Consider the following 13,981-nt stretch of genomic DNA (forward strand, 5'->3'; position numbering starts at 1 on the left):
TGTTTAGCTTAACTTGTCATTACGATAAGGCTCATTGCGATGTTACTGCTGAACTGTCTTCCTCTCGAAAGCGCTGAATCAGATCATAGGTAATTACGGTATCAGAGACATGCAATCGCTTGACTGCTTCATCATGAGCGGGACGGCAAGCGTTGATATCTGTTTTGTCACGTGTGGACAGGTCATAACAAGCGCCGTTCTCGTAGATATAATCATCCGATGGAATATAGAATACAGAACCATCCGAGACTGCGCCATTACGCAGCACAACCGTACGTGCAGACCCGTCATATACGTCGTTACCCATATGATAATAGGACTGGTCAGGCACGCCGAGCAGATGCAGCGCGGATGGCGTGATGTCCAGTTGTCCCGAAGGTTCGTCGATGGTTCCAACGGCTGCCCCATCCGGTAAATGCACCAGCAGGGGAACCTCGTTCATGATCTGTGCCACATCCAGGTCGTTCAACGAGCGTCCGAGAAACTGCTCGTATTGCGATTGTTCTTTGATTGAGTTGTCATGGTCCCCGTAAAACATAAAAATGGTATTTTCCCATAGTCCTCGACTTTTCAGATCCTCCACCATCTTGCCCAGTGCCGAATCTACGTAATGTACGGATTGCAGATAATCACCAAACATGGTTCCCTGAAACTCGCCTACATCCAGTTGTTGTTTCTCTTTCGGCAATGCATACGGATGGTGACTGCTGAGTGTAATGAGGAACGAATAGAACGGTTCGGTAACCTCACTGCTCATTTTCTCAACGGATTGACGGAAAAAGGATTCATCAGACAGGGACCAGCCAAGCGGGTCATCCTGTGCAAAATCATTTTTACTATAGAACTTGTCATACTTCATGTTCTGATACATCGTATACCGATTCCAGAAGCCGCTCTCATAAGCGTGAAATACGTTGGTACTATACCCGTTATCCTTCAGAATAGAAGGGAGGGAATCATACGTATGGTCTGCATATCGTACAAAGGCTGAACCGACCGGAAGTGGATGTAGGGAAATATTTGCCCCAAAATCGGCATCTGATGTTCTGCCCTGACCGGTCTGGTGGTAAAAGTGACTGTAATACTGACTTTCTTTCATCAGTTCATTAAAATGGGGCGTGATCTCCTGACCGCCAATGCTCTGGCCAATCATGAAGTTCATAAAAGCCTCACCCTGTACAATGATGACATTGCTGTCCTTGTATTTACCGAACAAAGCATCATTTTGCGGAGCGTTTTGCTGCCTTTCAGCGAAGAACGCCTTTGCCTGTTCAACATCAGCGGGTTCAGCCTCTGGCCCGGAACCGATGTGGTCTTTGGCATAGTTGTACAGATCATAACCGTGAAAAGCGAGAAGACCGGTCACATTGTACATGGATACATTCCACCAGTTGTTATCGAACAGGCCCTTGGCCCATGTTTTGCTGTAAAAATAAATCGGGCCAACGGCGAGTCCCAGTCCTAGCACAAGGGCAATGCTGCCAGCAGTGAGTCGGCGGCGCATCTGCCCTTTGCGATCGTTGAACGAATAACTTCCATAACCTTGAACCGATGCACTGGAGTGCTTTGAACGGTAATGTCTGCTGAACAGAACAATCGCTGCGAAAGGTATGACGACAAGCCAATCGGCAAAAAACCAGAAATCACTTGGGAAGATCAATGTAGCGATGCTGTCCCCCAATGCGTCAACCTGTCTGGCTTGCAACAATACCGGGATGGTCAAGAAATCCTGGAAATAGCGATAATACACCATATCGGCGTAGATTAGTGCGGTAAGCAGCAGGTTAAGCACGACCAGAGATACGATCATGCCTCTGCGAGGCAGCCACCATGTCCAGAAGGACAGGAGGAGCAATGATCCAATGGCAATAACTTTATCCAGAAGTCCCATCGTAATGTTATAGGCGTGCAGATTGTGATGAAGCCACATGAGTTTGAGCAGCATGAACACAAGAAAAATAAGGTATAACGTTAGTGGATGATTCAGAAGCCCGCGTGGCATGGAGCTGCGCGTAGGCCGAGTGACAACCATAATCTATGTCCCCTTTGTTTTTGTTGTTTTGTAATCGGAATGTAAAATAGGGCTCCATTCATTATAGCGTGACCTCATGGGTTTTCAACTACGCCTCTGGTAGAATCCATTCGTGGTCGATTAAAGGTGGATGAAGGAAAATTCATATGAACAGAAAAGCGCACAAAAAAAAGCGCCCCGGCCATGAGTGGCTAGAGCACTTTATAATTGGAACAATTATGAAGATTGTGGTGTTTTATTTCTTGGAGGTAGTGGGCCCAAATACTGATAGTACTGGGTTTCAATGCGTCCGTTGAACAATTTGCGACGCTTGTCTGCCTTATGACCGAAATATTCTTCAAAGGCTTTAGTTGACGTAATTGCAAAGAAGGACCATGTTGGCATGTCGAGATAACTGCGCCCTAAAGAGCGGAGTAACTTCTGAACTTCTTTTTCTTCACTTAAACGTTCACCATATGGAGGGTTGGTGATGATAACACCATATTCGCCTTGTGGTCTTGCGCGATGAGCGGGCAGAACACTGACTTCAATGTCTTTGGCGAAACCTGCGCTTTTGATAGCAGCCTGAGCTACTTCAATCGCTTCCGGATCGATGTCACTACCTGAAATCTGTAACGGGACATCGTCTCGCACAGCATCGAATGCTTCTTCGCGCGCCTGTTCCCACAATTCTTCAGGAATGACAGCCCAGTCCTCAGAGTTGAAGGTCCGACGGAGTCCTGGTGCAATGTTCCAGCCAATCATGGCGGCTTCGATCAGCATTGTGCCTGATCCGCAGCATGGATCATAGAAGGGACGGGATACATTCCAGCGACTGAGCTGAATCAGAGCTGCTGCAAGTGTTTCTTTGAGTGGCGCTTCGGTGACGAGTTTGCGATAACCCCGTTTGTGCAAGCCTGGTCCGGTCGTATCCAATGTAAGCAAGGCGCGATCGTTCAGCAAAATAACTTCAATCACATAGCGAGACCCATCTTCGGGGAACCACTCTGTATCATAGGTTAACTTCAGTTTCTCTACGATTGCTTTCTTCACGATCCCTTGTGATGCAGGCACACTGCTTAACTGGGATTTTTGAGAGCGACCTTCTACAGGGAATTCGCCGTCGGCTGGAATCCACTCTTCCCAAGGAAGTGCTTTGGTGCCTTCAAACAATTCGTCAAATGTCGTGGCAGGGAATTCACCCATTTTCACCAATACGCGGTCCGAACTTCTCAGCCACAGATTACAACGGCAAATATCAATATAATCTCCTGTGAAGAAAACCCGGCCGTTGTCGATCGTAACATCTTCATACCCCAGTTGCTTCAGTTCCCGGGCGACAACAGCCTCGAGTCCCATCGCCGAGGTTGCAATCAATTGCAATTGAGCCATGTGATTCATTTCAACTCCATTTCAAGCTGGAGAAGGATATCCTTCTCTCTGCTGTATAGTGACGGTGCGGCCTTGCCGCTTTCCGTGAAAAAACTTACAATGAGAAATGCGGTGAACGTATGCATTCCTCTTTCGAAGTGATGCACCAGTCAACCGCCTGTGTTGATAACAAACATTTATTATAGAACATTGGCATCCATATGGAAAGCAGTCCAAGTGTCCAAGGAGGATTTTAGTGGTGAATCTGACCCCTGATGAATATGTAAATCAATTATTTCAAGAGGATGACCTTTTGCTAAAAGTGAAAGAAGCTATCCGTTCGAACGGTATGCCGGAAGTTTCGGTGGCTGCTGCATATGGACGATTGCTCACGTTTCTAGCCAAGACATCCAAAGCAGAAGCTGCGCTCGAAATCGGTGTGCTGGGTGGTTACAGTGGGATCTGTATTGCACGCGGATTGCGTGAGAATGGAACCCTGACTTCGCTGGAACTGAAAGAGGAATATGCGGCAATGGCGCGTGGTCATCTGGAAGAAGGCGGTTTTGGCGAAAAGGTAGAGTACCGCATTGGTCCGGCGGCAGACAGCCTGAAGCAATTGGAGCAGGAAGGACGTACATTCGATTTCTTCTTTATTGACGCAGATAAGGAGAATTATCCGGTATATCTTGATTATGCCATTAAGCTGGCCCGGCCAGGTGCTGTTATTGTAGGCGATAATTGTTTCCTGCGTGGGCGTACGCTAAATCCGGACAAGCAGGGACCGGCTGTGCTTGCTGTTCGTCGCTTCAATGAACAGATGGCAAGTGATCCGCGCCTGGTGACGACGATGTTACCGGATTACGATGGGCTGGTACTTGCCTGGGTGAAGTAAAAGTGGATATTTCCTGAAGATAAAACTCCGATGGAACACGATCTCGCGCTTTTATGTTGTGAGGGGGATCGCGATCGGAGTTTTTTAGCCGTTTTTAATATTGGCCGTGTATATTCTGCTCATTGCAATCCTGGTTTTCTTGATTTTTTTGAGCATACACAAAGAAGAGACGACACACCTTGAATCACAGGGAGTATCGTCTCTTTCTTTGTATTTACAGATATTGTTGTAGTAATTCTTTCTTATACTTCAGGTGTTCCGTACGTTTCGAACCATTTTTTGATGGTGTCAAAATCATCACTGAAGGACAAGCCCAGCATCAATAATACACGAGCTTGTTGTGGACTCAGATTGTCGCCTGCAATGATGCCTTTGCCGCCGCCGTAGACACTTCCTGAACCCGTCCGAGTGGTGGTCACGAAAATGACACCTTCTTCGATGGCTTTGGTGCGCGCTTGTCCCATCGCTCTGGAGATGCCGCCAGCTCCGGTACCGGAAGTCACGATTCCTTTGGCGCCGCTATTCACGAAACCTTCGATCGCCCCGCCTCCAGCTTCTTGATACGAGATCGCAATTTCAACTTTGGCCAGATCTGCCTTTGTGATTTTACTTAGATCAAATACGGGCTTCGCTGTGCCTTCAGGTTTCAAGGCACGTGCAGGAGCGCGGTAGATTCGAATGTTTTCTTCATCAATATATCCTACAGCGCCGAGCATTGGGGTTTCAAACGTATCTGTCCGATAATCATTGGTCTTGGTTACACCACGAGCAAGCTGGATCGTGTCATTCAACATGAGTACAGTCCCGAATGAAGTGGTACGACCACTGCCTGCAAGCTTGATTGCGTTGTACAGATTGGCTTGAGCGTCAGAACCGATGACAGTCCATGGACGCATGGAGCCTGTGATCACGACCGGTTTGTCACTCTGAACCGTCATATCAAGGAAATAGGCGATTTCCTCCATGGTGTCTGTACCTGTAGTAACGACAACACTGTCATACATTGCAAGAGCTTTATCTACCGTCTGCGACAAGTCATAGAGGTCGGCCATACTATAGGAACCCGAACCTGAGTTTCCAAATTGGAGTGTGCTAACATCAGCAATCTTCTGTTTATCCGGTAAGGCGTCTACCATCTCTCCAATGGGAAGTGTACCTGCCTTGTAATTCTGGAAGCTGGTGGCATCTTCGGATTGTCCGGCAATCGTTCCGCCCGTTCCGATTACCAGTACATTAGGAAGTGCAGATTGTTTGGAAGAGTCCGGTATTGCAGGGATGGATGTATTGCGAGCCGGCGTAGTGGTTGCTGTTTGAACAGCGCCTGTTGTGCCTTTCACCTCTACCGTAGCTGCGTGTGCAGCGTAGGTACCAATGGGTGACAACGAGATGGTTAGTGCTGTTAAAGCTGCGGTGCTCCATACGGCCCAGGGACGAAGATTGGATGTTTTACTCATGAATAGCACTCTCCTTCAAGTCAGTGTGATGTTAAGTTTGTTAAGAAGAATATGTATACCATTTCAAATCGATTGTATTTCATGTTAAGTAATATGACAAACATAGATATAGGCAGAGTAATCGGTTACATTCATAGATAATGAGAGTAAAGTGATTGTTTATAAGCAATTATGAAATATTATTCATTTTGGTTGAGAGAGAAAATAGCCGAGTTTGGTAGTTTTGAAGAAGTTAAACCCCTTTTTTCTGTTAATTAACATTACATAATGAGTCTTTTGTCCTGATAAAACGGAATATTGCGATAAAAGAATGTCGAATCGGGACGCATATCAGCAGTGGGTAACAGAAGGAGAGGGTGATAGCAGCACATATTAGGTAATGGGGCTCAATTACGGTCTAAAGATTGGTTTCGTTATAGAGTTATGTTTATAATAGGGATGATCAACATATGTAAATAAATATATAATATTGATTGGAGGAGAAACGATGAAACAGGCACCGAGAAAGTATGCGAATTACATTCCGATTCGGGAACTGGAGACTTTGGAAGAGAGGTTATCTCCCTTCAAGGTGTATGCAGAACTTCGTGATAACACTCCAGTCCGATATGATGAGCATCGAGAATGTTGGGATGTTTTCGGTTATGAAGATGTGAAGTACGTATTGAAAAACCCGAAACTGTTCTCTTCTGCTCGTGATCGTGCCAATACGAGCATGTTGACGACAGACCCTCCCAAACACAAACAGCTGCGTGATCTGGTGAACCAGGCGTTTACACCCAAGGCGATTGAAGCGTTGGCTCCGCGTATTCAGGAAATCACGAATGAGTTACTTGCTCCGCACCTGTCAGAAGGATACATGGAACTTATTGATGACCTTGCAACACCATTACCCGTCATTGTGATTGCAGAATTAATCGGAGTCCCTGCGGCGGATCGTCAAAAGTTCAAAGATTGGTCTGATGTATTGGTGAAAGGTGCACGTGATGATAGTGAAGAGGCCTTTCAGGAGTTACTGGAGGAGAAGAAAAGAAATATGCAGGAGCTGCATATCTATTTTACTGGCATTATGGAAGAACGTCGGTTGCAGCCAGAGGATGATCTGATCTCGTTATTGCTTGCTGCGGAGATTGAGGGTCAGAAGTTGACTGCAGATGAGGTGGTGGGCTTCTGCATTCTCTTGCTTGCGGCCGGTAATGAAACAACCACCAACCTGATTACCAATGCGGTTCGTATCCTATCTGAACAACCTGAGCTACAGCAGGAGTTGCGGGAACATCCTGAACGGATTACTTCTGCGATTGAAGAGACGCTGCGATATTATCCGCCAATTGTCGCGATTGGGCGGGTCGCCAAGGAAACTGTAGAGTTGAATGGTCAGACGATTCAAGCTGGAGAGCAGGTGATTTCCTGGGTTGGAGCTGCTAATCGGGACAGTGCCCAATTTGAACACCCGGAAGATTTCATCTCTGATCGCAAGCCGAACAGACATATGGGATTTGGTTTTGGCATTCATTTTTGTCTGGGTGCACCACTCGCTCGTTTGGAGGCAAAGGTCGTTCTTCATACATTGCTTCAGCACATGGAGCATATTCAGCTTGTGCCAGGAACAGCCCTGGAACCGATACAAAGTGCCTTTGTGTTTGGTGTGAAGCACTATCCAATACACTTCAATCGAATTAATAAATAGATAAAGAATGGCACATGAATGACAAAAGCCGCTCTCAGGCCAATTAGGCGCTGGAAGCGGCTTTTTCAATGGAACAGTAAGATGGACTAGTTAAGAAATAGATGGGTAATCAGGATTTCTGAATAGAAGCAGGTTTATTATACAATTTGAATCTGACCCAAACCATATTAAGCAGCAGCAGTCCGCCGGAGACGATAAACAGACCTTCGATTCCGATGAATCCTGCCATGAAACCTCCAATGATCGCTCCAAGCATGTTGCCTAACGCAAGGGTGCTCGTATTAAAACTGAATGCACGGCTAATCATGCTATCTGCTGTATAGGAACGGATCAAGGCATTGACGCTCGGAAGCAGGCCACCCATGAACACACCCATCATGAATCGGACAAGAATGAGCTGCCACACGGTCTGAACAAATGCCTGCGGAATAAGCATGAGTCCTGTTCCGATGAGGGAGAACGTCAGCACCTTGTGAGGACCTATCCGGTCACTCAGCTTCCCGAGAACAGGAGACATGGCCATATTGGATAGTCCCGTAACTGCACCGACAAGTCCCGCCCAGAAGGCCACATTTACATCCGAAGCATGCAATTTTTGCACATACAGCGGCAAGAGTGACATGGGGCTAATCATCGCAAACTGCAGCAGAAACGTCACAGCAAACAGTGCCGGAAGTTGAGGTGACTTGTTTAATTCCTTCAGACCGGACAATACGGATTGTGCCGGCAGTTTGGCTGCTTCTTGACGGTCGAATTTCTCTCTCACCAGGAACATGGCGAGCATGGAAGCAACAAAGATTAATCCACCTGTAATGTAGAAAATAGGGCGGAAGCCTACTGCATCAGCCAGCAAGCCGCCAATGAGTGGACCCAGGATTGTACCGGCAACTTGCCCGGACTGACTGATTCCCATGGCGAAACCCATGCGGTCTTTCGGAGTGGTACCCGATATCAGCGCAACAGCTGCTGGGTTAAAACCGGAGATTGTACCGTTAAGCAAACGCAATAAGAGAAGCTGCCAGGGGTTCTGTGCCAGACCCATAAGGGCAATTACGATGGCCATCCCGAATCCCGAACGAAGCAGCATAACTTTACGACCATACTTGTCCGACAACTTGCCCCACAGCGGTTGAAACAAAAATGAGGTGAGGAAATTGGCTGCAAAAATAAATCCCGCCCAAATGCCAATTTCATGTTCGCCAACAACGCCAAGATCTCTCGCGAGATACAGGGACAAAAATGGGGTAATCATGGTCATGCCCGAATTGACCAAAAATTGTCCGAACCAAAGCACAATGAGGTTTACTTTCCACGTTTTCAAAGTGCTTTCACTTCCTTTCAAAGATATTTCTGTAATTCTCTAAAAAAATCGATTCTTTCATTATAACACAATTGGCATATGGGGGATGAGTGTAAGGAATGTCATAGTATTGTCACGTAGAACGCATCCGCATGTGGTTGTTACAGCTGTTTAAAAAGGGCATAATGGTAATTATGAGTCCAAAAACTATTGGAGGCTTCTTACATGAGCTATAATGATCGACTGATTCGGGCAAGTTTCAAACAACAGGTAGACCGCGTCCCGGTATGGTACATGCGTCAAGCCGGACGTTACGATCCTGAATATCGCAAGATTAAAGAAAAGTACTCCTTGTTAGAAATCTGCAAACAACCCGAGCTGGCGGCTGAAGTTACACTCATGCCGGTACGCAAACTGGGTGTAGATGCGGCTATTTTGTATTCCGATATTATGAATCCGGTTGCCTCATTGGGCATTGATTTTGACATTGTTAAAAATATTGGACCGGTAATCGATAATCCTATTCGTTCAGCTGCAGATGTGGATCGACTACGCCCCATCGACGTAGAAGGAGATCTGTCACATATTCTGGAGACTATTCGAATTCTGGATAAGGAGCTTGACGTGCCTCTGATTACGTTTGCGGGCGCACCTTTCACGATTGCGAGTTATCTGATCGAAGGCCGACCTTCGAAAGGTTATATCCGTACCAAAACGATGATGTACAGCGAGCCTGAGGTGTGGCATAAGCTGATGCAGAAGCTTGGTGATATGGTTATTACATATGTCCGTGCGCATATTGCGAATGGCGGCAAGGCTTTCCAGTTGTTTGACAGTTGGGTTGGAGCACTTTCTCCCAAAGACTTCAGAACATATGTGTTGCCTACGATTACCCGTATCTTTACCGAATTATCGGATTTGAATGTACCGAAGATTTATTTCCCTGGTGTCGCCTCGGGCGAATTGTTGCCAGCGCTGCATGATCTGCAAGCCAATGTGATTGGGTTGGACTGGAGAGTATCGATTTCGGAAGGGCGTAAACGACTTGGCGGCAAATTTGCCGTACAAGGCAATCTGGACCCTTATTTGCTGACTGCACCGATGGAATTGATTAAGGAACAAGCCAAATTGATTATCGACGAAGGGATCAAGGAGCCGGGGTATATTTTCAATCTGGGGCACGGACTATTTCCTGAAGCCTCCCTTGATAAGCTCAGAGAATTAACGGCTTATATTCATGAGTATTCTGCCGAAGCATTAAAGACAGGGGTGACGATTACTAATGACTAATACTGTAGGTGTACTGGTGATGTCGTATGGCACACCAGAAAATATGGAAAGTGTTGAAGCGTATTACACACATATCCGCAGAGGACGTCCGCCTGAACCGGAGCAACTGAAGGAACTGACGGATCGATATGAAGCCATTGTTGGCGGTGTATTCCCGCTTCGGGAGAACACGGACAATCAGGTCAAGGCTCTTCAGGAGACTTTAAACCGCGATGAGCGTGGCGCTGATGTGGAATTCCGTTGTTATCAAGGACTGAAGCATGCCTATCCGTTTATTGAGGACGGCGTGGAACAGATGGCGAAGGACGGAATTCAGACTGCAATTGGTATTGTACTGGCTCCTCATTTCTCCACAATGAGTGTGGGCAGTTATATCAAACGTGCGCGTGAAAAGGCAGAAGAGCTGGGCGTCCATATGTCCTTTATTGAGAGTTATCATCTGCATCCGAAATTAATTCAGGCGCTGTCCACGCGTGTCAGTGCCAAGTTGGATGCGTTTGAGGAAGCTGGAGCAAAACGTGGGGACGTGAAGGTATTGTTCAGTGCTCACAGCCTGCCGGCACGTATTGTGGAGATGGGGGATCCGTACCCGCAACAACTGCTGGAGACTTCGGAAGTGATTGCCTCACGTGTAGGAATAACCAATTGGCAATTTACGTGGCAAAGTGCCGGACGAACAGCTGAGCCTTGGCTCGGACCGGATATTCTGGATACGTTACAGGAACTTTCGCGTGAACAGGTAGAGGATGTACTTGTGGCACCAATCGGGTTCGTCTCGGATCATCTCGAAGTACTCTATGATCTCGATATTGAGGCCAAATCGATTGCCAAAGAGATCGATATGCGCCTGATGCGTATTGATTCTCTTAATAGCGATCCTCTGTACATGGAGACGTTAAGCGACGTTATTATAAGCCAATGGCAGCAAGGGTCGGATGAGTAATGGGTGATAAGAAACGCCGTGTTGTTGTCGTCGGCGGTGGCCTCACCGGCCTCAGCGCGGCATTTTATATCCGCAAGCATTACCGGGAAGCGGGCGTTGAACCTGTGATTACTCTGGTCGAGAAAAGCTCGTCCATGGGGGGCATGATTGAGACACTGCACCGGGATGGATTTGTGATTGAAAAAGGGCCGGATTCCTTCCTCGCTCGCAAAACAGCAATGATTGATTTGGCTAAAGAATTGGAGATTGATCATGAGCTGGTCAGTCAGAATCCGGAGTCGAAGAAAACGTATATCATGCAGCGTGGCAAGCTTCATCCTATGCCAGCAGGACTCGTTCTCGGTATTCCTACAGAATTAAGACCGTTCCTGAGAAGCGGGCTTGTCTCTCCGGCAGGCAAACTGCGGGCGTTGATAGATTTTGTCATCCCGCCTCGTCGTACAACAGAGGATGAATCGCTCGGTTATATGATTGAACGCCGTCTTGGAGCTGAAGTGCTGGAGAACTTGACCGAACCACTGCTCGCGGGAATCTATGCAGGTGATATGCGGAGATTAAGCCTTCAGGCTACATTCCCGCAGTTCGGCGAAGTAGAGCGGGATTACGGCAGCTTGATCCGGGGCATGATGACAGGTCGCAAACCGGCTGAGACGCATACCGGAACCAAAAGGAGCGCTTTTCTGAACTTTCGTCAGGGACTGCAGAGCCTTGTTCATGCACTTGTCCATGAGTTGCAGGATGTGGATCAACGTCTGAACACCGCGGTGAAGTCACTGCAACGTCTTGATGGAACGCAGACCAGATACCATGTTGAGCTGGAAAATGGTGAAATGCTTGAAGCTGATGATATAGTGGTTACTGTGCCGACATATGTCGCGTCAGATCTGTTGAAGCCTCACGTGGACACAGCGGCACTGGATGCGATTAATTATGTATCTGTGGCCAATGTAGTGCTCGCTTTTGAGAAAAAAGAGGTGGAGCATGTATTCGACGGATCGGGTTTCCTTGTTCCGCGGAAAGAGGGTCGCAATATTACGGCTTGCACGTGGACATCGACGAAATGGCTGCATACCAGCCCGGACGATAAAGTACTGCTCCGCTGTTATGTCGGTCGCTCGGGTGACGAACAGAACGTAGAGCTTCCAGACGAAGCGTTGACGGATCTGGTTCTCAAAGATTTGAGAGAGACGATGGGTATTGAAGCGGTGCCGATCTTCTCCGAGATTACAAGGCTTCGAAAATCCATGCCTCAGTATCCGGTGGGACATCTCCAACATATTGCCTCCCTGCGTGAAGAACTTGGTAGCAAGTTACCGGGTGTGTACATTGCAGGTGCAGGTTATGAGGGCGTAGGCTTGCCGGATTGCATCAAACAAGCGAAGGAAATGTCTATTTTGGCAACACAGGCGCTTGCAGCAGATTAAGTACAGCAAGAGAGCTGTCTCACCGTAGAATTATCTACTGGAGAGATGGCTTTTTTCATATGAAGATCTGGAAGCAAAGCGAGTTAATCCCCTTTCAATAGATACAGTTCCAAGGAAAGATGGAAATCCAGAATATGCCTGATATAATGGTATGTATGGCTGTGAAGAAGAGGAGTTGCTTATGTATCCCCCAAGATCAGATCGAAGTGTAGAGAGAAAAAAAAGAAAGCGCACCCGTGATAGAATCATCTGGACAATTAATCTTTTATTGATCATGACAATTGGTCTGGTGGGCATTTTTTATGTGATTAACACACGTCAGCAACAGGCAGACCAGCCGGTAAAGCAGGAAATTGTTGATCAGGATCAGCCTTCCATTGGAGACGATGCCAAAGGCGGGGATCAAGTAAGTTCTCCAGACTCGGAGGAGTCTGATGAGACTCCGGAAGAAGACGCCGAAGCAACGAATGAAGAAACAACAGCAGATGCAGGTGATTCATCCGGCGTAGCGAAACCTGATACTTCAGGCAATACCAATAATGGGAAAGCCGAATCCGGAACGAAAAAACCTGCTACAGATTCGACGCCGTCCGGCACCAAGGGAAATGCAGGTGCGGATACCAAATCAGAGACGTCGAAACCTTCCAATTCAGCGAAGGATGTCACCATTAATTTTGTCGGGGATATTCAATTTTCGGGCAAAGTTGCTGAACTGCTGGATAAGAACGGTTATGATTATCCCTTTGCTAAACTCGGCAGATTATTCAAGGATGATGATCTTACCATCGGCAACTTGGAGACACCGATAACCCTGGGAGGTACGGGGGCAGCAGACAAAACATATGTATACAAATCTTCGCCCAAAGCATTGGCGGCAATGGCCTCTGCGGGTTTTGATGCTGTCAATTTGGCTAACAATCATATTCTGGATCAGGGTGTTGAGGGTTTGGTAGATACGTTAACCTATCTCAAGGAATATGGTATTGCTCACACCGGGGCTGGCATGAACAGGGATGAAGCGTATGCACCAGCGTATCTGGAACGCAAAGGTATGAAGATTGCATTGCTTGGGTTCTCCCGCGTTGTACCGGAAACGAGTTGGAAGGCTGAGGGCAATCGGGCTGGTGTGGCTGAAGCCTATGATTCCACAGGAGCGGTCAAAGCGATCCAGGAGGCCCGTAAGAAGGCTGATCTGGTAATCGTGGTTGCGCACTGGGGCGAGGAACGTGTAAGTACTCCGAACAGTGACCAGACCCGATTGTCTCATGAGTTTGTGGATGCTGGCGCAGATCTGGTCATAGGTGGTCATCCTCATGTGTTGCAAGGGTTGGAGTATTATAAGGGGAAATGGATTGCATACAGTACGGGAAATTTTATTTTCTCCAGATCAACCACCGAAGAGACATGGAAAACAGCGGTATTTCAGGCACGTTGTACTCCTGATGCAGCTTGCAGCATGAAAGTCATCCCTTATGAAGCGGCGCTTGGTCAGGCCATTCCAATGATTGATGAGGCAAACAAACTGCTGCTGCAACAGATGGCAAAGCTTTCGCCAGGCATACGATATGATGGAAATGGAGTCGCTTCGCCTAATTAATAATCTTTT

At 47.3% G+C, this 13,981-nt stretch carries 10 protein-coding genes; 6 read left to right on the forward strand and 4 right to left on the reverse strand.

Annotation, left to right across the window (positions count from 1 at the left end; all coding sequences use genetic code 11):
- Positions 1-31: 31 nt before the first annotated feature.
- Both NLBNIHML_RS27420 and NLBNIHML_RS27425 read right to left on the reverse strand, forming a co-directional pair.
- On the reverse strand, positions 32-2,032 hold the full coding sequence (locus NLBNIHML_RS27420) for an LTA synthase family protein (protein WP_494353246.1): 2,001 nt from the start codon (positions 2,030-2,032) through the stop codon (positions 32-34).
- Positions 2,033-2,248: 216 nt separating this feature from the next.
- On the reverse strand, positions 2,249-3,403 hold the full coding sequence (locus tag NLBNIHML_RS27425; protein WP_310336624.1) for a THUMP domain-containing class I SAM-dependent RNA methyltransferase: 1,155 nt from the start codon (positions 3,401-3,403) through the stop codon (positions 2,249-2,251).
- Between the two features lie 238 nt (positions 3,404-3,641).
- Between NLBNIHML_RS27425 and NLBNIHML_RS27430 the strand changes: the two genes are divergently transcribed.
- The gene (locus NLBNIHML_RS27430; protein WP_339260244.1) at positions 3,642-4,274 is read left to right on the forward strand and encodes an O-methyltransferase; all 633 of its coding nucleotides are present in this window, start codon (positions 3,642-3,644) and stop codon (positions 4,272-4,274) included.
- Between the two features lie 242 nt (positions 4,275-4,516).
- Here NLBNIHML_RS27430 and NLBNIHML_RS27435 read toward each other — a convergent pair whose 3' ends face one another.
- On the reverse strand, positions 4,517-5,728 hold the full coding sequence (locus NLBNIHML_RS27435) for an asparaginase (RefSeq protein WP_339241122.1): 1,212 nt from the start codon (positions 5,726-5,728) through the stop codon (positions 4,517-4,519).
- Between the two features lie 487 nt (positions 5,729-6,215).
- On the opposite strand from NLBNIHML_RS27435, the gene NLBNIHML_RS27440 reads away from it, so the two are divergent.
- Positions 6,216-7,418, forward strand: coding sequence for a cytochrome P450 (locus NLBNIHML_RS27440; RefSeq protein WP_339260245.1), 1,203 nt, complete (start codon positions 6,216-6,218; stop codon positions 7,416-7,418).
- A 109-nt stretch (positions 7,419-7,527) separates the two neighbouring features.
- Here NLBNIHML_RS27440 and NLBNIHML_RS27445 read toward each other — a convergent pair whose 3' ends face one another.
- Positions 7,528-8,739 (reverse strand): MFS transporter, encoded by a 1,212-nt coding sequence (locus tag NLBNIHML_RS27445; RefSeq protein WP_339260246.1) that lies wholly within the window; start codon positions 8,737-8,739, stop codon positions 7,528-7,530.
- 204 nt (positions 8,740-8,943) lie between these two features.
- On the opposite strand from NLBNIHML_RS27445, the gene hemE reads away from it, so the two are divergent.
- The 4 genes from hemE to NLBNIHML_RS27465 all read left to right on the forward strand — a co-directional run bounded on the left by hemE (position 8,944) and on the right by NLBNIHML_RS27465 (position 13,972).
- The gene (hemE, locus tag NLBNIHML_RS27450) at positions 8,944-10,008 is read left to right on the forward strand and encodes a uroporphyrinogen decarboxylase (RefSeq protein ID WP_339260247.1); all 1,065 of its coding nucleotides are present in this window, start codon (positions 8,944-8,946) and stop codon (positions 10,006-10,008) included.
- Positions 10,001-10,951, forward strand: a complete 951-nt coding sequence (gene hemH / locus NLBNIHML_RS27455; RefSeq protein ID WP_221823324.1) for a ferrochelatase — start codon at positions 10,001-10,003, stop codon at positions 10,949-10,951. Before hemE ends, hemH begins: the two co-directional genes overlap by 8 nt.
- Positions 10,951-12,375 (forward strand): protoporphyrinogen oxidase, encoded by a 1,425-nt coding sequence (hemY, locus tag NLBNIHML_RS27460; RefSeq protein ID WP_494353247.1) that lies wholly within the window; start codon positions 10,951-10,953, stop codon positions 12,373-12,375. The genes hemH and hemY overlap by 1 nt, the downstream gene beginning before the upstream one ends.
- Positions 12,376-12,556: 181 nt before the next feature.
- The gene (locus NLBNIHML_RS27465) at positions 12,557-13,972 is read left to right on the forward strand and encodes a CapA family protein (protein ID WP_445252946.1); all 1,416 of its coding nucleotides are present in this window, start codon (positions 12,557-12,559) and stop codon (positions 13,970-13,972) included.
- Positions 13,973-13,981 lie beyond the last annotated feature (9 nt).

The sequence above is a fragment of the Paenibacillus sp. JNU01 genome, from assembly GCF_059130585.1.